The sequence below is a fragment of the Roseofilum reptotaenium CS-1145 genome, assembly GCF_028330985.1.
Classification (GTDB): Bacteria; Cyanobacteriota; Cyanobacteriia; order Cyanobacteriales; family Desertifilaceae; genus Roseofilum; species Roseofilum reptotaenium.
In genome coordinates this window covers 1-20312 of sequence record NZ_JAQMUE010000099.1, presented here as the reverse complement: position 1 = coordinate 20312, position 20312 = coordinate 1, and the positions used below count along the sequence as shown (strand labels likewise).

Annotated in this window: 16 protein-coding genes, 1 tRNA gene and 1 pseudogene; 6 read left to right on the top strand and 12 right to left on the bottom strand. The window is 43.7% G+C overall.

Annotated features, from left to right (window positions below):
• Positions 1 to 411: 411 nt before the first annotated feature.
• Both PN466_RS22230 and PN466_RS22225 read right to left on the bottom strand, forming a co-directional pair.
• A complete protein-coding gene (locus PN466_RS22230) occupies positions 412 to 2961 on the bottom strand; it encodes a glycogen/starch/alpha-glucan phosphorylase (protein WP_271944108.1) in 2550 nt (849 codons plus the stop codon).
• A gap of 178 nt (positions 2962 to 3139) precedes the next feature.
• A complete protein-coding gene (locus PN466_RS22225; RefSeq protein WP_271944106.1) occupies positions 3140 to 3754 on the bottom strand; it encodes a phycobiliprotein lyase in 615 nt (204 codons plus the stop codon).
• 227 nt (positions 3755 to 3981) lie between these two features.
• On the opposite strand from PN466_RS22225, the gene PN466_RS22220 reads away from it, so the two are divergent.
• Positions 3982 to 4149: an NblA/ycf18 family protein gene (locus tag PN466_RS22220; protein ID WP_271944104.1), complete on the top strand. Its 168-nt coding sequence runs from the start codon at positions 3982 to 3984 to the stop codon at positions 4147 to 4149.
• 169 nt (positions 4150 to 4318) lie between these two features.
• On the opposite strand, the gene PN466_RS22215 is transcribed toward PN466_RS22220, so the two are convergent.
• Genes PN466_RS22215 through PN466_RS22205 form a run of 3 tightly spaced genes read right to left on the bottom strand, consistent with a single transcriptional unit; the run spans position 4319 to position 11047 of the window.
• Entirely contained in the window at positions 4319 to 5191 is an 873-nt protein-coding gene (locus PN466_RS22215) for a DUF4435 domain-containing protein (protein ID WP_271944103.1), read from the bottom strand.
• The gene (locus tag PN466_RS22210; RefSeq protein WP_271944102.1) at positions 5188 to 6534 is read right to left on the bottom strand and encodes an AAA family ATPase; all 1347 of its coding nucleotides are present in this window, start codon (positions 6532 to 6534) and stop codon (positions 5188 to 5190) included. Before PN466_RS22210 ends, PN466_RS22215 begins: the two co-directional genes overlap by 4 nt.
• 37 nt (positions 6535 to 6571) lie before the next feature.
• A complete protein-coding gene (locus tag PN466_RS22205) occupies positions 6572 to 11047 on the bottom strand; it encodes a hypothetical protein (protein ID WP_271944100.1) in 4476 nt (1491 codons plus the stop codon).
• A gap of 214 nt (positions 11048 to 11261) precedes the next feature.
• Between PN466_RS22205 and PN466_RS22200 the strand changes: the two genes are divergently transcribed.
• Complete coding sequence (locus PN466_RS22200) at positions 11262 to 11846, top strand: Uma2 family endonuclease (protein ID WP_271944098.1); 585 nt, start codon at positions 11262 to 11264, stop codon at positions 11844 to 11846.
• 49 nt (positions 11847 to 11895) lie between these two features.
• Here the strand turns inward: PN466_RS22200 and PN466_RS22195 are convergent, their stop codons facing one another.
• The 5 genes from PN466_RS22195 to PN466_RS22175 all read right to left on the bottom strand — a co-directional run bounded on the left by PN466_RS22195 (position 11896) and on the right by PN466_RS22175 (position 14122).
• Entirely contained in the window at positions 11896 to 12528 is a 633-nt protein-coding gene (locus PN466_RS22195; protein WP_271944096.1) for a class I SAM-dependent methyltransferase, read from the bottom strand.
• 286 nt (positions 12529 to 12814) lie between these two features.
• The gene (locus tag PN466_RS22190) at positions 12815 to 13231 is read right to left on the bottom strand and encodes a type II toxin-antitoxin system VapC family toxin (RefSeq protein ID WP_271944094.1); all 417 of its coding nucleotides are present in this window, start codon (positions 13229 to 13231) and stop codon (positions 12815 to 12817) included.
• Between the two features lie 3 nt (positions 13232 to 13234).
• Entirely contained in the window at positions 13235 to 13507 is a 273-nt protein-coding gene (locus PN466_RS22185) for a hypothetical protein (protein WP_271944092.1), read from the bottom strand.
• Positions 13508 to 13559: 52 nt separating this feature from the next.
• Complete coding sequence (locus tag PN466_RS22180) at positions 13560 to 13772, bottom strand: type II toxin-antitoxin system HicB family antitoxin (RefSeq protein ID WP_271944089.1); 213 nt, start codon at positions 13770 to 13772, stop codon at positions 13560 to 13562.
• A 26-nt stretch (positions 13773 to 13798) separates the two neighbouring features.
• Complete coding sequence (locus PN466_RS22175; protein WP_271944086.1) at positions 13799 to 14122, bottom strand: hypothetical protein; 324 nt, start codon at positions 14120 to 14122, stop codon at positions 13799 to 13801.
• A gap of 517 nt (positions 14123 to 14639) precedes the next feature.
• Between PN466_RS22175 and PN466_RS22170 the strand changes: the two genes are divergently transcribed.
• Entirely contained in the window at positions 14640 to 16301 is a 1662-nt protein-coding gene (locus tag PN466_RS22170; protein WP_271944084.1) for a D-Ala-D-Ala carboxypeptidase family metallohydrolase, read from the top strand.
• Positions 16302 to 16408: 107 nt separating this feature from the next.
• Positions 16409 to 17317, top strand: coding sequence for a hypothetical protein (locus PN466_RS22165; protein WP_271944081.1), 909 nt, complete (start codon positions 16409 to 16411; stop codon positions 17315 to 17317).
• A gap of 341 nt (positions 17318 to 17658) precedes the next feature.
• On the opposite strand, the gene PN466_RS22160 is transcribed toward PN466_RS22165, so the two are convergent.
• Positions 17659 to 17732 (bottom strand) — tRNA-Arg (locus tag PN466_RS22160).
• A 221-nt stretch (positions 17733 to 17953) separates the two neighbouring features.
• On the opposite strand from PN466_RS22160, the gene ftsH2 reads away from it, so the two are divergent.
• Positions 17954 to 19840 (top strand): ATP-dependent zinc metalloprotease FtsH2, encoded by a 1887-nt coding sequence (gene ftsH2, locus PN466_RS22155; RefSeq protein ID WP_271944080.1) that lies wholly within the window; start codon positions 17954 to 17956, stop codon positions 19838 to 19840.
• Between the two features lie 131 nt (positions 19841 to 19971).
• Here the strand turns inward: ftsH2 and PN466_RS22150 are convergent, their stop codons facing one another.
• Positions 19972 to 20118, bottom strand: a complete 147-nt coding sequence (locus tag PN466_RS22150; protein ID WP_271944076.1) for a ribbon-helix-helix protein, CopG family — start codon at positions 20116 to 20118, stop codon at positions 19972 to 19974.
• A 53-nt stretch (positions 20119 to 20171) separates the two neighbouring features.
• On the opposite strand from PN466_RS22150, the pseudogene PN466_RS26535 reads away from it, so the two are divergent.
• A pseudogene (locus tag PN466_RS26535) lies at positions 20172 to 20312 on the top strand (RNA-guided endonuclease TnpB family protein); the annotation flags it as partial.

The window sequence follows — 20312 nt, the reverse complement described above, 5'->3', positions numbered from 1 at the left end:
ATTAGTCGCAAGATTAAAGAGAAATGGTATTACTAATGTAAAATGGCAATGTTTTGCAACAAGCGATTGCTCTTTCAAGAAAAGCGATGTCATTTGGGATATTTGCCGATTGTTTCCGTTGTAGAGCAATTTCTGGAGTTTGAGATTAGTAATAAAATATTCTTGCTCTGGAGAAGCAAGCGTGATGAAGTATTTTGCTATGTCGAATGCACTGTACATGGTTGAAATTTAATCTTGGGGTCTAATATTTGTTAATTGTAATAGATACAGCGCTTTTCGATTTTATCAGGTCCGTTTTGATCCACCCCAACCCCCCCTTTTTTAAGGGGGGCATTAGAAATTCGCCTTTCTAAGGGGTATTTTCCGCAAGCGGACATGAAAGGGGGATTTTTCTTACTGTTGTGGTTTTCCCTAAGAACTGACGGGTTGGGTAACATTCAAACCTGCTAAGGCTTGATTGTATTCTTCCAATTCAACTTTCACGGGTTTAACCCCCCAAATTTGCTGGCAATATTCGCTAATCGTACGATCGCTAGAAAACTTGCCCATACGGATAGAATTGAGAATAGACATCTTCGTCCAACTCTCCTGATCGGCATAAGCACGATCCACTTTGTCTTGACAATCAATGTAATCCTGATAGTCAGCAAACAGCATATAGGGATCGTTGTACATTAGGGAGTCTACCAAAGGCTTGAACATATTGCGATCGCCGTGGGAGAAAAATCCAGAGGCGATGCGATCGATGGTTTGCTTGAGTTCGGCATTTTGTTCATAATACTCCCAAGGCTTATACCCTTGTTGTTTGAGTGCTGCCACCTCATGAGCGGTTAAGCCAAACAGGAAGAAATTCTCTGCACCAGCTTCTTCTCGGATTTCAATATTGGCTCCATCTAACGTACCAATGGTGAGAGCGCCATTCATGGAAAACTTCATATTGCCGGTTCCGGAGGCTTCTTTACCCGCAGTGGAAACTTGCTCAGATAAATCGGCACAGGGATAAATTCTCTGCCCTAAAGACGCATTAAAGTTAGCCAAGAAAACAACCTTAATTCGACCGCGCACATCCGGGTCTTTATTCACGACTTCAGCCACTGAGTTAACCAATTTAATGATTAATTTGGCCATAAAGTATCCCGGTGCAGCCTTCCCGCCAAAGATAAATGTCCGGGGTTGAATATTCAGATCTGGATTTTGCTTAATCCGGTTATACAGAGTGATAATATTCAACACATTCAAGTGTTGACGCTTATACTCATGAATCCGCTTCACTTGAATGTCAAACAAGGAATGGGGATCGACTTCTAAACCATTGTGAGCGGCAATATAATCAGCCATTAACTGTTTATTATGCTGTTTGATTGTGCGCCACTCTGCTCGAAATTCTGGATCTTCTACATAACTTTCCAATTTACGCAATTGATCCACATCTTTTAACCATCCTTCACCCAATTTACGGGTAAAGAGTTCTGACAATTTGGGGTTACTTAATAACACCCAACGGCGAGGGGTAACTCCATTGGTCTTGTTGTAGAATTTCTCAGGCCAAAGTTTGTAAAAGTCTTTGAGAGTATCCTGTTTGAGCAGTTCCGTATGTAAGGCGGCAACTCCATTAATGGCATGGGAACCCACACAGGCTAAATTCGCCATGCGGACTTTCTTTTCTCCACCTTCTTCAATTAAGGATAGGCGACTGAGGAGTCCTGAATCCTCTGGATACCAATGTTTCACATCTTCTAAGAATCGATGGTTGATTTCATAGATGATTTCCAGGTGACGGGGAAGAATGGCTTCAAATAACCCAACTGACCACCGTTCTAGGGCTTCGGGGAGTAAGGTATGGTTGGTGTAGGCAAAGGTTTTTTGAGTGATGCGCCAAGCAATATTCCAATCAAAGCCATGTTCATCGACCAATAAACGCATCATTTCGGCGATCGCCACGGCAGGGTGTGTATCATTGAGTTGGATAGCAGCCGTTTCTGGTAAATTATCTAGAGTCTTATGGCGCATCAGGTGAACACGCACAATATCCTGGAGAGAACAGGAAACAAAGAAGAATTGTTGCTCGAGTCGCAGTTGTTTCCCTTGGGGCGTATTGTCATTGGGATAAAGAACTTTAGAGATCGTTTCAGAGCGCATTTTTTCTGAAACTGCACCATCATAGTTCCCTGCATTAAATTCACCAAAATCAAAATCATCGCTTGATTCTGCTTTCCATAACCGTAGGGGGTTTACGGTATTGGTATCATAACCGGGAACTGGCGTATCATAGGGAATTCCCATCACTCTTGTATCGGGAATCCAGCGTTTTCTCGGCCGTCCTTTTTCATCACTATAGATTTCGGTATGGCCACCAAATTTAACTTCTACCGCTTGATCGGGACGAGCAATTTCCCAAGGATTACCTAGACGTAACCATTTATCAGGAATTTCCGCTTGCCATCCATCCTGAATAATCTGATGGAAAATTCCAAATTCATAGCGAATTCCATAGCCGACGGCAGGAATTTCTAGGGTTGCTAGAGAGTCGAGGAAGCAAGCTGCTAATCGACCTAAACCGCCATTTCCCAAACCTGGATCGGGTTCATGTTCTAGGATTTCTTCGAGATCGAGACCCGATTCTTCTACGGCTTGACGGATGCGATCGTACAGGTGTAGGTTAATCAGGCTATTCCCTAAGTGCCGACCCATGAGGAACTCGGCTGAGAGATAATAAACGGTTTTTACATCGTTTTCCAAGTAGGTTTTTAGGGTTTTGAGCCAACGACTCAAGAGGCGATCGCGTAAAGTATACGCCAGAGCCATGTAGAAGTCATCTTGGGTTGCTAGCGATTCATATTTTCCTTGCAAGTAGAATAGGTTATCTGCAAAAGCGCGTTTGAGAGTCTCTACACTCATTCCTGTCCGGTCATCTTCAATTTGGATCGGACATTGGTCTTGAGGGATCATGGATTGGTTCATAAGTTCTCGCTTTTGTGAAGGTGTGCCATTCTACCGTCTATTGAAAGACGGAGAAGGAACTTTTGATGCAATTTTAAGATTTTATTTATAGCCACTGGTTTGGCAGTTCGGACTTTCCTCAACTTCACCAAACCTAGCACTCATCATCTATTGCCTATTGCCTCTTGCCTAGCGAAGTTTACCATCCCAATAGAGAAACGGCGGATTCTTTTTCCCAAGACGCTTTTAGGGCTTCTGGCAGAGCAGTTGCATTCGTCTCGGCAGGGGAATCGATGCGGGTTTCAATGCAGAAAGAGGCGGTGTTAAATCCCCCAAAACGTTTGACCGTACTGGTGCGCAGACGAATCGAGTCAGAATCATCGGCAAAGGAAAATCGCTCGATCGCGCTCATAGTTTCGTATTCGGTGATTAAGTTGAGTCCGTCTTCATCATCCATTTCATATTGTCCAGCGACGGGGACAATTTCTGCATAGCCTTTTTCCCGCAAGAGTTTCCCTTTGCGCGGATTATCCACATCCGGAACGATCACCATAACGGTGGAATCCTCATGGCCTTCGCCTTCGCGATCCCAACCCATGGTGCCATGCCATTGTACCAATGCCCCACCCGCAGCAAGTTGGCCATCAACTTCATGCATGGTGCAAATTTCTTGGACTCTTGGATCGTCTGGAGTTAAAGCGCTAACGGTGATTTCTAATTCTCCCAACTCTGCACGCCGAAAGGCCAGGTGATGGGTTGAACGCTGCGATCGCCATTTTCCTGCACTTCGCTGAAAAAATTCCATTGCATCCATCTCCATTGGCCTCCTGAATGATTTGGTAACGATTTTGACATTTTTATTTTAAACTCCCTTTGATCCTAGGCACAAGTCCCGACGTGATATGAATTTTTGTTAATATCACTACTTTTTCCTTGACAAGTTAGACAATATAATATCCATGTGCTAGATTGATGCATACATCTGCCAAAGGGAAGCTCTAAACCGTTTCCATATTCTGAAATAGTGCAGGAGGAGTGAAGATGCAAATGCCTGGAAAACTAACTCTTGAGCAACAATTCAAGATGAAAGTCTACGAAGATCAAGTTCAGGCTTTAACTCAAGAAGAAGCTCAAACTTATCTACTCGAAGTGTTGCGTCAAATGATGGTGAAAGATAACATCGTTAAGCACCTGATGAAAAATGCTTAATCAGTGAGTCAAAAATCGGGTTTCGACAAACTCGGTCTCTCCTATCATTTCTCTATGAACATACGTTGAACAAGGGGCCCCAGCCCCTTGCCTATCAAAGATCAATCAATACAAAACTTTAAGAATTTGAGATCAGATTGAGCAAGAATCAATTCAATTTTTCTCTGACTTATTGACCAGTACGAAGCACCATAAAATTTTCATTATTCCTTTCCCAACCACAAATCTTGATGTAAAGTTGAGTTTCTTCAAAATAAGCCTCTTCATAAGCCAACCGTAAAAAAATATCTAACTGATCGGCTTTTACATCGGTAGAGTTCTGATTGCCAATCGCTTTGCACAAAGCTAAGGAAAGAATTTCCACTAAGTGATGTCCACAGCATACTTGCCAAGGATCATAATCGCCACTTTTCTGAGAATTTAATCGTTCTTGTAACTCCGGAACTTTTAGGGAATGCAACTGCGAGTTATTAATCACTTCTTGAATGAACTTTTGTGAATCAATATCCAAGGTTTCATTATTGATGAATTTCTTATACTGAATCCCTTTAAATTTAAGGTTTAATTCCTCTATTTGAGAAATCCATAGCAGATATCCCAGCACAATACCAGCATCTAGTAAAGCTATCCGTACTGATTTACCCAATTTTTGAAACCGTTCTATTTTGTTTTCTGAACCTAATTCAGAAACTACTTTATCTAAAGCCCAAGATTGCAAAAGCATCGTCTCTAAATCATGGGTATCAGTACGCAACAGATTAGGACTAGAAGTTTTAGGATGTTCTAAGCGATCAAAATCGGCATCGACAATAGCTAAAACTCCTGCAAAATTATCGTTTTCCAAAATTTGCAAAACTTCTATAACTCGCTGTTTACTCGAAGGCTTACCTGAAACAATTTCGATTTTACAATTTTCATGAGTAAAACGTTGATAAAATTTCTTATCCGATCCTCCTTCAAGCAATAAGAAAGAACCTGTAAACGTTTGGCGTTTGAGCCGAATAGCATTGGCATCACGATTGGAAGTTAGTTGCTCTCTCATGATTTTGGTCTTTTGAGTTCTACTGTCCAATCCCAACGATCTTGGATGATATCGGGTGAGTGAGTTGCCATGAGAATATCTATATCTGCCAGCTTAATAATATCTTGCAAATCCTGTAAAAACTCAGATTGCCATCCCACATGCAGAGATAATTCCGGTTCATCAATTAAAACCAAAGTATTAGGCTTTACTTTGAATAAAAGCTCATAGAGCAAAACCAATTCATGCTGCTCGCCAGATGATAATTCCGTGAGATCTAAGTTTTTCCCATTGTCATCAGAAGACAAGGGATGATCGGATAAGCTAACCACAAATCCATCCTTTTGATTGAACTCTATTTTTTTATAAGAATATTTGAATTTATGATTGACAACTTTCCTGAGCAGTTCTATCTTATTGGCAATTTCTTGAAAAACGTCTAGCTTTCTTTTCATATCTTTCATATAAACTGATAAAACACTTTGAGTGCTTTCATCTATCTCTTTTAAAGAGATCTTCAATTCAATATTTTCACCCCTATCGAGTAATCCCAAGCCTATTAAATGCGAGCGATATTCTTCTAGTCTATTCAATTGATCTCGTAGTTCCTCTTTAGTGAATTTAGGTTCACTTTCCTTTTTAACTAATCTGACTGGAAATGTTCTGTCCAAAGATTGTGATACTCTACCATATTCACTCCGCGCATGTTGAATTGAATTTGCGAGTTTTTGAGAATATTGTACAATGGTCGATTCCATTCCAAATTCTCGATTTATCTTTTCAGAATTATTATAAGAATAAAATGATGATAATCGCTGAGACTTGACTAATCTTACAGGAATATTTTCTTGGATTTTTTCTAACCACTCTGGATTTTTGATGTCCTTCAAAAAACCTTGAGGTATTCTATATTTTGCAAACCGATAAATAATTTCTTCAAGCGACAGAATATCATTAGTTGGTGTGTATAGCCATTCGTCTCTACTGATTCTCTTAATTTCTGGCAGAAAATCTTCTACAATCTCACTAGGCATTTCAAGGTTGAATTTTATGGATTTTGGATAAAATGGCTCTTCACTTAAAGAAGAAACAATGCAAAGTGTAGACTCAGGGTGATGATAGATATCTTTTTTTGAGACTTCGAGGGTATTTCCATCATCAAAATCGACCTTAAACGTGCCAAATGGAATACTGTTCAAAACGGAATATTTTGCATTAAACAATCCATCTATTAAGCGCAGGATGGAGGTTTTGCCAAAACCATTGGGGCCATGAATGATGGTGATACGATCCTCTTGATTGAGAGGGATGACGTGATCGAAGACACCAAATAAGCCAGTAATAGAAATTTGTTGGATTTTCATGGTTTACTCCATAGCTTTTCCAAATTATGATATTATATTACTCCCAGTGTTGTAATTCTTGGAACCAGGCTTGGATTTGGTCGCGCCGGGTTTCAAAGGTGGCGGCGATCCAGATAAGGGTAATTCCGACTCCTAGGGCGACTAACCATTTGGAGAAAGGATAGTCGAAAATAAGAATGCCTAACTGATAGAAAATATTGAGTAAAAAGGTGATGGTTCCGACATAGAGAAAGGCGCGGATTTTGAGGGAGAGTCCAGTGAAAATGGTGAGTAAACTGAGGGTTCCGGTGAGTGTGCCGATCCATTGTTGGGCAGTAAAGGACATTAAACTGATGATCGCAGAAACTAGGGTGCGGAGATTATGGCGAAGTTTGCGGTTTTGGGCAGCGTTTAAAAAAGGATCGACTTGGATGATGTAGAGGAGAGACAAGCTGATGGTGAGGCTATACCAGAAGATTTCGGTAATAGGAATATTGAAAAACGATCGCCAGATCATCCAGTTGAGGACAGCTACGGTGAGGTAGGTAAAGCGAATTTGTTTGCTGGCGATCGCCAATCCCATATAATAAGCAGCAATAACCACTAAGCTGGCTTGGTTCAAAATAGCCGGATTTTCTAACATTGCATAGATAGGGATCGCAATGCCTGCCCCTTGCCAAGGGCGTTTTGACCATCCCCATGTTTCCCAGGGAAGGAAGTAAAGAAAGTAGGCAAACAGGGTGGCAATAGCGCCTTTCCAAGCCACTAATGGACCGCCTAAGAGTTGGGCAACAGGGGTATTTAACCAATAAATTCGCATTCCTAGGGCTTCTAAAAATCCGAAATAGACCCACAATTCTTGGGGTGAGAGGTTGCTGTTTCCCACAGGAGAGGGGGTTATAGCATGTTTGTAGCGACCTTGGCTGATGGCGTAGAGAACTAATGCTGTACCCGTGGCAAATCCTAGGGTCATTCCTTGTTCAATGGAGTTAAAAGTGGCAAGGATTAAGAGTAGGCTAGAAGCGAACCAATGGAGATGACAAATCCAGCGAAATTCTCTAGGATTCAGTTGGAAATAGGGGCGTAAAAATTTTCCTAATAGGCGATAGGTGTAGAGGATACTACTGCCTAGGGTTGCCATGAGAATCAGTCCATCGCCCGTTGCACCTGGAGGTTGTAAGGATAGTTGATAAAAGAGGAGTTCGTAAGCGCACGCGGTGACTCCAGCAAGGGCAAGATAAATGAGGGGTTTAAATTTCGGCGATCGCTTGCCAATACCGAGGATAATAATCGCTAAAGCTAGGGTGGTGACTCCTGTCCAACTCGAAACTGTACCCCAACGGAAGATCGCCCCCAAAATCCCGTAAGCTAGGGGGATAATATGCCAGGCTGTGCCCAAATCATTGGATTCTGTGGGCTGTTTTGAACTCCACCAGTCGCCGAGTAATTGAGCGCATAACCCCAAAATCAGGTTAATAAGGGCAAGGTTAATGATGGGAGCGTCAAAACTTCCTAGAGTTTCGACGGCTAATAGTTCAATTGTCCATCCAATGGCGAATAATCTCCAGTTACTGATTGTGCCCAATTCGGAAAAAACAGGGGCGGGGTGACGGAGGCGTTTTTTCTGACGGTAAAGAAGGGCAATCAGGAGGAGAATTAAGCTGATGAAAATGGTGGTTTGTGGCGTGAGAGTGTTGGTGTAGACAAAGATAGAATGGAGAGTGAGCAAGATTAGGCAAAACAGGCAGAGCGCGATCGCCCATCCATGGAAGCTTTTACGATAGAGTCGAGTTAACTGGCGCTGCCATTGTGCTTTACCCAGACGTAGGTTTTTTGCTCCTATCCATAATCCTAGAACATTGACTGAGCCGACGATCCACCAGGCGGTTGAGGGAATATCAATCCAGTCGGATAAGATCACTCGCTCGGTGACTAATCCTAAGCCAACGGTCATGGCAGTCAGATAAAGTTTAGGATAATAGCGACTATGACCGATTAGGATTAGGCTGGCAACCAGTAAACTTAAACACCTAAGATCGAAAACGTTCATCGTGGGTAAAACTGCTACCATGACAGCCGCACTACTCCATCCAATAGCAGTAGGTTGGGGGGTTGGATACCAACTGCGATAGGCGGTTGCACCACTGAGGAGCATACTGGTACTGATAGAAAGATAATTAGGAGTAAGTTGTCCTTGACTTACCCAAGTGCCTTGGAGGATAAGAACTGCACCACAGAGGGCGATCGCCCAAATATCCAGCGCTCTGCTGTAATGGGAGATACTTCTGTGAAACGTATAATGACGGATTCCCCATAATCCAGAAACGGCGATCGCCCCCAGCATTAACCACAGAGTATCAATCGGAGGCGGCATTCCCGGAACGAGATCCCACACAATCAACCCTAGGGTACTTAAGGCACAACCAATGGTAATCCCAGCAGTGACGAGATTGGGCAATTTATGGGTATTGAATGCCATGATTAGGGTGGCAACGGCTAACCCAAACACTCGCCATCCTGGAGTTTCCAACAGCAGAACTTGAGCGAAAAAAAGCATTACGATACTTAATTTAGCTGTTGCACTTTGTTGGTGGGAATGGGGTGAATAGCTAGTCAGGGTAAGGGTTGCAGGGACAATTAACCAAGTAAGATGGGTGAAGGTAAAGCTATACTGTTGCAGGGTAGCCTCAAGCAATCCATAGGCGATCGCCGCTAACCCAAATCCGATTAACCAAGCACTTTGTTGCCAGATTTTTTCATAGGAATTAGGTTCTGGCGATAATGCTCCGCATCGCTGGCGCGATCGACGTAGATCGGAAAACCACCATTCTATAACTGTAATTTCGAGCAAAATCAGCGCCCACGTGTTTAAGGTTAAGTCAGGGCTGGCATAATCAATTAGGCTTAAAAGTAGGGCTAATCCAGTGAAGTGATTGAGATAGACAAGTAGGTGAAAAGAATGCAGGACTTGCAGATCGTATCGCCGCTTTGTTACCCACATGACCAGAAAAATTAGGTTTGTTAAACAGAAAATCCGTAAAATGGAATTGGGGAAACTGAAGATCAGTAAGCTAATTCCCAATCCCAGGGCAACAAATTCGGAAAAATGGGCGAGTTTGGGTTTATCCTGTCGATAGAAGCGATCGCCCATGTTAACGATCCAAATTAGGTAAGGCAGTCCAATGGCACTGATGAGAGCGATCGGGTATTCTTGAGCTTGGGTAATGGCGATCGCTGTGGCTATAATTTGCGCTTGTGCAATTTGAGGAATAAAATTCCACAGCAGGATAGAAATTTGAGCCACAATCAACCACAGGATTACCAGATCGCGCCGATTTTGCCAGCGATAGATGAATTTCTGATAGATTTGTGTGGCGATTAAACCAATCATGACTCCTTGCCAAGGAAGCGTCACCCAGATAGAGACAAACCAGGCAACAAAGAGGATTGTTAAACCCAGGCGATTGATCGGTTTATGGTATTGAGAACGACGGGTGAAGGCAAGCCAAACGGCAAAAGTTCCACAGAGCGCGATCGCTAATCCTAAATGGGGCAAAAGAACTCCTTGCACAAAAATAGCACGAAAGAGTAGAATGCCAATGGCATAAAGACTAAGGCGGCTCAATTGCAGCGTTTGTTTTAACGAACGTTCGGGATCTTGAAATTGAGTTCCATAGAAACCTAAACTGCCAATTGTCGCTAAGTAAACAGAAAAAATAGGGAAGTTAGGGATAGTCCAGCCCCAATGGAGATAGCTGACGAGGATGTAAATCAAAAAAGGGAGAGAAAATCTGTTTTTGTGTTGCCATAGAGCGCCGGAAATTATGGTTAAATAAACGGCCGATCCAACACTCACTAACGCATTAAAGGGATGACTCCATAAGCCAAAGTCATCCATTGCCCAAAAATTGACCGAGATTAAGAGCAATGTGACTAATTTGAGAGCTTGTGAGGTTAACTGTAAGTTGTCTTTTTGACTTGCTAAACGGCTAATAAACCAAAATAAAGAGGTATATCCTAACAGCACCGAATATTGCACAATCGCGGGAAAATTTTCCCATTGACTCGCGGCAAATACGCCAGAAGAGAGAACGACTAGAAATAAACCTAAGAATAACAACCACCGCACACTTAATTCTGCTTTCAGAGAATCTAATCGTTGCCCGATCCAACTCGGTTGAGTCGTTAGTTTAGGCTTAGTCAGACTGGATGCCGAAGGTAAAACTGGCGCTGATGGTATTGGAGTTTGCTCTCCAAGCGGTGATGCGATCGCTTGCGGTTCTGGAATCGAAGAATAGAGGTGATTGCGGGCAATCTGTTTTACCCGAAAGTCATTGATTAATCCTAAGCGTAAGCCAATTTCTAATCCTTCTAAGAAGTTTGGATGATGGGTATCGACTTTTAAGCAAAGATAGACAGAATCCTCGGTTAAAATCCCCAAATCTTGCCAAAGTTTCAATCCTTCCAGTAAAGAAGTGATGGGTAAGGCTGGATCTAGCTTAATTTCAACGATCGACTCAGGAACAGGAGCCATGGTGTCATGTGCGGTTAGAATTGCATCGATTGTAACACTTCATGTCTCAAGATTTTCTGATTTGTGAACTGAGGGTGCCCTCTGTCTAAATTTCTCTCCTATGGGAGAAAGGAGAAGGGGGATAAGGAGCAAGCATTTACATTTCATTTAAAAATGCCATATAACACCATAAAGTTTGGTAAGATTAATTTGGCGATCGCTAAAGAACAAGAGTATGAGGGTCACTCTATCGGAAAACCAATCGAATCGCGATCGGGTTTTACTCTCGAATATTAGTTGGAAAACGTTAGAGAAACTCGATATTGATTTAGGAGAAACAGGAGCGCGTTTAATCTATTTAGATGGATCTTTACAGATTATGTCTCCTTTGTCTAACAACCATGAAGAGCCTAAAAAAACATTGAGTCAGCTTTTGGAGCTTTATCTACGCACGAATAATATTCGGTTTTATGCACGGGGAAGTACAACCCTGGGAAGTCAAGAATTGGGAGGACGAAAGGAACCAGATGAGTCCTATTGTTTGCATCAGAGAAAGTCAATTCCAGATTTAGCGATTGAAATTGTAGTTACCACGGGTGGAATTGATACCTTGGAAGTGTATCGTCGGGTGGGAGTGCCAGAGGTGTGGTTTTGGGAAGATGGCACAATTTCCGTTTATTGTTTGCACACTAACGGCTATGAGTTGGTACAAAAGAGTCAACTTTTGCCAGAATTGAATTTGCGATCGCTAGAATTTCACTCCCGCATGGCAGATCAGTATGATGCCGTGAACGAATTTCAGCGATCGCTGGAAAAATAGGGAATACCAGGTTTTACTCTTTCCTTACAGAGTGGATATATCGTGTTACCTACTCCCTTGGTTTATAAGCTTGCAACACTTGTAGACTTCCTCCTCCGTAGAGGATAGGGGATTGCACCTGAAAACCAATATCCTGTAAAGTCTGTCTCAAGTCTGTTTTTAATAACTGCCAGGCGGTTTCTGTTTCAAACAGGAACAGGAACAGATATAATCCGGGGATGAAAATAGGGTTGGTGGGAGGATGAAAATCGGCGATCGCCAAAACTCCCCCCGGTTTCAATACTCGGTAGGCTTCCCGCAAGATCTCTTCGAGTTGCTCTGGGGACATTTCATGCAATGCAGCGCTTGTATGCACCAGATCAAAACGCTCATTGTCCAAAGGCATATTTTCCGCAAACCCTTCCACAAAGTTCGCTTGTGGAACATTCTGTTGCGCTCTTTTCAGGGAAAGGGGAGACGCATCTAACCCCGTCACCTTATCCGAATAAGTCACTAAAACCTGCGTCGCTTGACCACTACCACAACAGAGATCTAAAATTTCTGTATCTGAATTAATCGGCAAATCTTTTAAAGCCAGGCGACGAAACCGATATTCTCCGCCCACTGCAAGAGCAGATACCCGCGAAATGGAATCATATAACCACTGATATTGATAACTTAACTCTCTTAAAAAGGTTGCCATAATTATCTATTTTCGTTCGATATCCCTGATTGTAAACCAATCTTGCTCTCTCCCTAAATCCCTCTCCCACTCCGAGAGGGACTTTTCTCCCCTTCTACTCTCGGAGAAGGCAATTCTTGAGTGGATTGTTTCATCTAATTTGATGCATTAGATTGTGTTTGTAGTGATTGCTTGAGCAATCTCCAGCTAGGCTTTTAAGCACTCTTCGTGCTTACACCAAACAAAGCCCTATTTTAGATGAAACAATCCACTACAGATTATTTTCACCGAATCTATACGAAAATCTCTACTCTACAAGATGAACAGGAAAACCATATTGAAGGGAATTTCGATATAAAGGAGTATCCAACGTCCAAAGGACAGCATCTAGAGTTTCTGCTAAAGCAATATAAGATGCATCATAGGCGCTTTGGCGCTTCAAGGATAAAGCAATTTCGATTATTCTTGTCCCTTCTGATAAATCATGATAAGTAATAGTCAAACGATTTAAAAGAATCCAAGCTTGAGCTAACTGCTGTTGAGGAAAGCTATTGGCGCTCACCAGTCTAGTCAAAGCATTAGCGACTTCATACTGTACCAAGTTAGGAGCATGAATCTTTACGTCGTCACGAATCCACTCATTGAATTTATTGCGAACTCGTTGACTACGAGACTCTTCATGAACGAGGACAACTAATAAATTAGCATCAATAACCACATTCATTTCCTAAATCAAGCCTCTTTGCTCTAACTCTTCACGACTTTGACGAGCAATTTCGACCCCATCTACTGGCGGAAAATTCTGGGTCATTTCGCGCAACTCTTCCAAAGCCTTCAGAGCAGATTGGCGATCGCTTTCAGGAGTAGAGTTAATTTGACTCGATTCAGCAGTAGAGGGCAAAGTTTCTGCTTGAATAGAATTCAGGATAGACTCTACTAATTGCCAGCGATCGCCTAGGGGTAACTGTAGTATCTGATCGAGCATTTCGGGTGAATGCATTCTCTATTACCTCAACGATTTTCCTAATATCATTATAACATTAACTAGCTGGTTACGATAGGGATAATCGACCTTGGGGTTCAGGAATAGAGCACCCCAGTTCTTTTGCCGTTTCTATCCATTCTTGAATGACGATTTCGGCATTTTGCACCGCTTCCTGATAAGTCGCTCCATCGGCTGCACATCCAGGAAGTTCAGGAACTTCAGCAATGAAGGCTCGATCGACTTCACTCCAATAGAGAATGATTTGATAACGAATCACCATTTTAATATTCCATAATTATAGCCATTTCAACTAAGGTGGATACACCAATATTTATCCACAAAAATGGTATCTGTAGGGGCGAACGGCCGTTCGCCCCTACAACCATATCTCATTATCTTTAAAGGTTCTAGGTTCATATTAAAGTCAGTTGACTGAAGCTTGGGATTTTCGCGGAATATCTTTTCAATTCTTAAGGCACAAATCAGATCGGCTCTCATTACCTTAAATGCTTCCATCATTTGTTCTTTATTTTTCAATCGCTTTGTTCCACCAGAACGCTGTGCTTCATCTAATGCATCTACTGCATCAAGTAGCGAATTATAATTTTGAATCTGTTGGTATAATGTCATGAATTTTTTGTAGTTTTTTTTGCATTATTCCTTTAAGCAAGACTTTTAATGATATTATGCTTGTGAAAAAAACAATAATTGTAACTACAGGTGTCAGTAAAGAGTAAGCAACATAAGTCATTAAAATCAATATCCCCAAGCCACAAAAAAACCAAAAAAAATGCCAGTAACCAAACAACACCAGGATTAAAATTTTGTTGAATACCTTGGAATAATTGATTGGTAAGATGAGCAGCTTGTAGAATCTCTTCTTCTCATATTTGTAGACTGAGAAAATTATCTTTAGACATAAGTTGAATCTCCTGAACATAGAGTGGTCAGAACTTATCCATGGGATTGGAAGTTTGAGATAGCTTCCCTGTCCCTGGCGATCGCAGAAAGGGTTGATTGAGCGTAAGACTGAATTGTCTTAAAGATACATCTCTTCTACTCAGATCGCCCAAATCGCCCAAAATACCCCAAAGCACAATACTATAATACCCATGGTTAATCCTTTGCTCATTAGGCCAGATGTTCCATGACCCGATTATCACCAGATCAACGTAACTCCCTGTATACCGTGGAATCGGAACGGGTAGGGATTCATAAATCGATTTTGGCAGGATTATATGAGGTGCAGCAAAAACCCCAACTTAAGGACGGAGAAACAGGACTGGGGATTTCCCCAGCCAACCGTATTGCTTTAGAATCCGTTGATGAGTTTGAAGGTCAGGTCATCTATGCTGCTAATACAATACGCGTGATTACGGATACACTGATCGGTCAAGGATGGCAAGGGGATGACTTATGGGATACGACCTTGGGCTACTATAGCGAAAAATTTATTGGGCGCGTGGCAGAAGGCTATTCTCCGCCACCGGAAGAGCTGAAAGCTGCCCGTTTAGAACCGTGCGATGCAAAAAAGCTCTATGGAATTTATGTCCAAGATTTACAAACCGACTATAGTTTAGAAAAGCTACCCTCGAATCTGTCCTATCTGGATATTGCCCTGTTATCTCTAGTCGAACGCATCCCCCAATATTATCAAGGGCTGCCTCATCAACGGGATGGGCTGCTAGAGGTGTTTCGGATCTGGCGTAACTTTGATACCCGTGAAGAGGCGATCGCCGATCTGACCAATACCTCCCCCTCTACAGCACCCAACTGGGAAGAAACCTACATCGATCCCCCCCTACTCCAATTCCTCTCTCGCTTATCTCCAAATTATCTCGGCTATCCCCATCAACGAGAGGCCCTGATCCGTCTCACCCAACTGTGGCGTAACCTCGACTCTAGGGAAGAAGCGATATCCTCCCTGGAACGAGACACTTCTCCAGAACCGGCCCTCTTTTATCTCGACCCTGCCCTGATTGCCTTTGCCCAACGGGTTCCCCAATACTACACCGGTCGCGGATATCAGCGCCAAGCCCTCACCGAAGCCTTCCGCATTTGGCGCAAACTCTCCTCCCGCACAGCAGCGCTGGCAGAATTAGGATTAGAGATCAAAATGCTCCGAAGTAGCAGTACAGACCCCAATCAACTCGCCAATACTGCCGCCCAACTGGATCGAGAGTTGCTCGGTTTTATTAAGCGAGTTCCCTTTGCTTACACCGAAGAAGAACACCAGCGCAACGCCCTGATTCGCATGGTACAACTGTGGCGAGGACTGGACTCGCGAGAAATTGCTATTTATACTCTCTTTGAAGACTTGAAGCGGATGAATAACACTCACCGCAACAGTCCTGATGCTCCTCGCCAACCCGGACCCATTATTCTGCCACCGCGTCCCAACCGTTGGACACCGGACAATATTCAACTCCATGCCTCGATTATTCCCGGGGGCTATTTTACCTGGGCTGAGGCTACCCATGGGGGGACTCGCCTCCCTCTCAACCAATCGACGGTCAATGCTATGGTCAGAATAGCGGTTTTGGCACAACAAGCTCGCGATCGCATCGGTCGCCCCTTCTATATCACCAGTTGGTATCGTCCCCCAGATATTAATCGGCGAGTTGGCGGAGTTTCAAATAGTCGGCATATCGTTGGAGATGGGATAGACTTCTATTGTGATGGACTCACTGGCAATCAAATCTATTGGTTTCTCGATCCCTGGTGGCCTGGTGGTTTAGGACGATATCAACGATTTCCCTATATCGTCCATATTGATGCTCGCAGCTATCGAGCGCGATGGATTCGCTAAGATGGTCAATTAGGTTTTAGAGATTCTTCAGAATTGACCCTCTGAGAAAATAACCTGAAAAAGAACGAACGCCTACAATAGAACAAAGCTCCTAGTCGGTATTGACCATGCAGCATCGTATCCTTGTTGTTCCGCCTACCCTAGCCCAAGCGTCTCCCGACGCTAAAGCCGATTCTCCCTCTCTGGGCCTGTTGCCGATGATCTTTATGGGTCTGTCGGCTGTCCTATTGATTGCCCTAGTTGCAGGTGGAATCTATTCCAAACTTGAAATAGAAAAAGTCAATAAAAAAGTCAAGTTTGAAGATTTTAAGAATAAGGAACTCCAGAAAAAGCTCAAACTCGCCCTGAGTACCATCACCAAAATGGAGACGAACCCGGATTTGGTTCACTCACGGGAATTTAACCTTGACTATCTGCGAATGCGGATGGATGAGGAAGTATTCCATTTTGCCATTGTCAATCAAATCAAAGTTAAAGTTAAAGAACAAATTACCATTGCCCTACGCCCTACCCAGGCTAAGGAAGGGAAAATTGGTGAGAGTAATGCTGCATCTCCCCGTAAAGTGAGTGAGGTGTTTGATGTCACCTATGAAACCGGCGATGGGGCGACGACTCAAAAGCGGGTCTTATTCCGGATTCAAATTAATATGACTCGTCTGCCAACTCAATCCACCTCAAAAACGATCCAGGATATTATTGATTGTATCGAAACCTATCTTAGTCCCCATCCAGACCCAAATTGGCAACCTGCAATTCAGGGGCGGTTGGTTAACTTACATTGGGATCAAAAGGCAAAACCTACACCCTTGCTGGTTTTAGAGCAACTGAATGAAGGAAGCAATGTGACATTCAAGACTAAAACCCATGCGCCCACTCCTCCTGCTGCGGGAAGAAGCTCTCGTTCGAGCAGTGGTCGCTCCAAGGGTAAATCTTCTGGAAGTCGTACCAGCAGTAAAAGTACAGGAAGCAGGGCTTCAGCAAGTCGCTCTCGCTCTCAAGCTCGGCGATCGAAGTAAGTGTGATAGAGCGAGAGGGCAGGCACGAATCGCAATAGAAAATGTCCTCACTATCCTTGGTACTCTCCCTTGCCTCCTAAGCAGTGAAAGAGTTGATTAAGACAGTGAGGTTATGGTTTGAGGCAATAGGCAATAGGCACGAATCGCAATAGAAAATGTCCTAACTCTCCCTTTCTCTGCTGTAATATCCAATCCATGTATGTCTGCTACAGATGGCCATCAGGGTAGAAACAACATAAGCGCCTTGTCTCTAGATTAGGCAGTGGTAGCAAGGATTTGATCTAACTCCGGCTCCCCGTTGCCGACTGAATCTGTACTCAGCACATAGGTTGGTTTTATAACGGGCCCTGAGGGACTCGAACCCCCGACCGACTGATTAGAAATCAGTTGTTCTATCCGACTGAACTAAGGGCCCATAAGGTGGGCAACCCATCACTTTATTATAGGTCAAATTCCCCCAAAGGGGTAGTATCTCACAGAATGAGTTGCTGGATTTATGAAAATTACGTTAAATTTAATTAAGATTCCTGGAGAATGAAAAATTTTGTTCCCAAGAGAGACTAGGCGATCGCCCAAACTATAAGCACCTTAGTCATCAATATCTGTTTTGTATTCATATAAGAGAGCTTCTTGATCATGAAATTATCTTGGAAAGTCATACTTCTGTGGACGTTGCCTGCCCTGGTCATTGGGTTCTTCGTCTGGCAAGGAGCCTTTGCCCCCAATGTGGTGGACGGAGGTCAGAACGCAGCAACTACTCGCATGACCTACGGCCGCTTCATTGAATATTTGGAAGCAGGTCGAGTCACTCAGGTTGACCTTTACGAAGGCGGTCGAACGGCCATTGTTGAAGCCGTCGATCCAGAACTCGATAACTTCCAACAACGCTTGCGGGTAGACCTCCCCGGTAACTCCCCAGAAGTGATTTCCCAAATTCGTCAAGCCCATGTCAATCTAGCGATCCATCCTCCTCGCAATGAAGGAGCGATTTGGGGATTATTGGGTAATTTAATTTTCCCCCTATTGCTAATTGCGGGATTGTTTTTCCTCTTTCGCCGTTCGGGTAATGTCCCTGGTGGCCCCGGTCAGGCGATGAACTTCGCGAAATCTAAAGCCAGATTTCAAATGGAAGCCAAAACAGGCGTAATGTTTGATGATGTGGCTGGTATTGAAGAAGCGAAAGAAGAGTTACAAGAAGTTGTGACATTTCTGAAAAAACCGGAACGGTTTACGGCCGTAGGCGCACGTATTCCTAAAGGTGTGTTGTTAGTCGGTCCTCCTGGAACCGGGAAAACCTTGCTGGCGAAGGCGATCGCCGGAGAAGCAGGTGTTCCTTTCTTTAGTATTTCTGGTTCCGAATTTGTAGAAATGTTCGTCGGAGTCGGTGCTTCACGGGTGCGCGACCTGTTTAAGAAAGCGAAAGATAACGCCCCCTGTATTATCTTCATTGATGAAATTGATGCCGTCGGTCGTCAACGGGGAGCCGGTATTGGCGGTGGAAATGATGAGCGCGAACAAACCCTGAACCAATTATTGACTGAAATGGATGGGTTTGAAGGTAATACTGGCATTATTATTATTGCCGCTACCAACCGTCCGGATGTACTCGATCAAGCCCTGTTGCGTCCCGGTCGGTTTGACCGTCAAGTAACTGTCGATGCTCCAGATGTGAAGGGACGGTTAGAAATTCTGGATGTTCATGCTCGGAACAAGAAACTCGCAACAGAAGTTTCCTTAAAGGCGATCGCCCGTCGCACCCCTGGCTTTACCGGTGCAGACTTAGCCAACCTCCTCAATGAAGCGGCTATTCTCACTGCCAGACGGCGCAAAGAAGCGATCACCATGCTGGAAATTGATGATGCAGTAGACCGGGTTGTCGCGGGAATGGAAGGCACTCCCCTCACCGATGGTAAGAGCAAACGCTTAATCGCCTATCATGAAGTCGGCCATGCGATCGTTGGCACCTTGCTCAAAGACCACGACCCCGTACAAAAAGTCACCCTTATTCCCAGGGGACAAGCTCAAGGGTTAACCTGGTTCACCCCTAGCGAAGAACAAAGCCTGATTTCTCGCGCTCAACTCACCGCTCGTATCTGTGGGGCACTGGGTGGTCGAGCTGCTGAAGCTATCATTTTTGGTGACGCAGAAGTGACCACGGGTGCAGGGGGCGACTTGCAGCAAGTGACAGGAATGGCTCGGCAAATGGTCACCCGTTTTGGGATGTCAGATCTCGGTCCCTTATCCCTAGAAGGTCAAACCAATGAAGTATTCTTAGGTCGGGATTTGATGTCCCGTTCTGAATACTCAGAAGAAATTGCCTCTCGCATTGATGCCCAAGTTCGTACTATTGTCGAACATTGCTATGACCAAGCCTTGCAAATTATGCGGGATAATCGCCATGTGATCGATCGCCTAGTAGACCTGCTGATCGAAAAAGAAACCATTGATGGGGAAGAGTTCCGTCAGATCGTGGCTGAATATACGGCTGTTCCTGAAAAGGAAAGTTATATCCCTCAAATCTAAATCCTCAAAAAGCGCTGTTTTTACAGCGCTTTTTTAAGGCCATTCTTCTAATGGAAATTGAGCTTTTGCAGCAGCAGCCCCGCGCTCTACCCAAAGGGTGAGCAAAGGGTGAGCAAAGGGAAGAATGCGCGTCAGTCGATGGGGTTCAATACCCCGGAGACTGACAATTTTCTCAGCAACTCACGAATAACATCAGTCTGCGTTCTTCCGGTCAGCTTACAGTATTCCTGTAAATGCTCAATTTCTCGATCCGGCAATCTAATGCTAATTTGCGGCATGGTAGCAATATTATATCGATATGCTACAATACTATCATGCGAACCGCCTACCAGCCAATCAACGCCAAGATTTTCATTACAAGAGAGCTAAAAAGCTGTTAAGCAAAGGAAAGCATATTGGGCATGAAGCGCTCAATATTAAAGGCATTGCCAGAACTCGCATGGCAAAGTCTACTCATGATGCTGGGTGGGGT

Coding starts and splice junctions, on each gene's coding strand:
- PN466_RS22220 (WP_271944104.1), top strand. CDS start 3,982: ATGCAAATGCCTGGAAAACTAACTCTTGAGCAACAATTCAAGATGAAA.
- ftsH2 (WP_271944080.1), top strand. CDS start 17,954: ATGAAATTATCTTGGAAAGTCATACTTCTGTGGACGTTGCCTGCCCTG.
- PN466_RS22195 (WP_271944096.1), bottom strand. CDS start 12,528: ATGGCAACCTTTTTAAGAGAGTTAAGTTATCAATATCAGTGGTTATAT.
- PN466_RS22225 (WP_271944106.1), bottom strand. CDS start 3,754: ATGGATGCAATGGAATTTTTTCAGCGAAGTGCAGGAAAATGGCGATCG.
- PN466_RS22215 (WP_271944103.1), bottom strand. CDS start 5,191: ATGAGAGAGCAACTAACTTCCAATCGTGATGCCAATGCTATTCGGCTC.
- PN466_RS22205 (WP_271944100.1), bottom strand. CDS start 11,047: ATGGCTCCTGTTCCTGAGTCGATCGTTGAAATTAAGCTAGATCCAGCC.
- PN466_RS22210 (WP_271944102.1), bottom strand. CDS start 6,534: ATGAAAATCCAACAAATTTCTATTACTGGCTTATTTGGTGTCTTCGAT.
- PN466_RS22200 (WP_271944098.1), top strand. CDS start 11,262: ATGAGGGTCACTCTATCGGAAAACCAATCGAATCGCGATCGGGTTTTA.
- PN466_RS22165 (WP_271944081.1), top strand. CDS start 16,409: ATGCAGCATCGTATCCTTGTTGTTCCGCCTACCCTAGCCCAAGCGTCT.
- PN466_RS22180 (WP_271944089.1), bottom strand. CDS start 13,772: ATGGTGATTCGTTATCAAATCATTCTCTATTGGAGTGAAGTCGATCGA.
- PN466_RS22175 (WP_271944086.1), bottom strand. CDS start 14,122: ATGACATTATACCAACAGATTCAAAATTATAATTCGCTACTTGATGCA.
- PN466_RS22190 (WP_271944094.1), bottom strand. CDS start 13,231: ATGAATGTGGTTATTGATGCTAATTTATTAGTTGTCCTCGTTCATGAA.
- PN466_RS22150 (WP_271944076.1), bottom strand. CDS start 20,118: ATGCCGCAAATTAGCATTAGATTGCCGGATCGAGAAATTGAGCATTTA.
- PN466_RS22185 (WP_271944092.1), bottom strand. CDS start 13,507: ATGCATTCACCCGAAATGCTCGATCAGATACTACAGTTACCCCTAGGC.
- PN466_RS22170 (WP_271944084.1), top strand. CDS start 14,640: ATGACCCGATTATCACCAGATCAACGTAACTCCCTGTATACCGTGGAA.
- PN466_RS22230 (WP_271944108.1), bottom strand. CDS start 2,961: ATGAACCAATCCATGATCCCTCAAGACCAATGTCCGATCCAAATTGAA.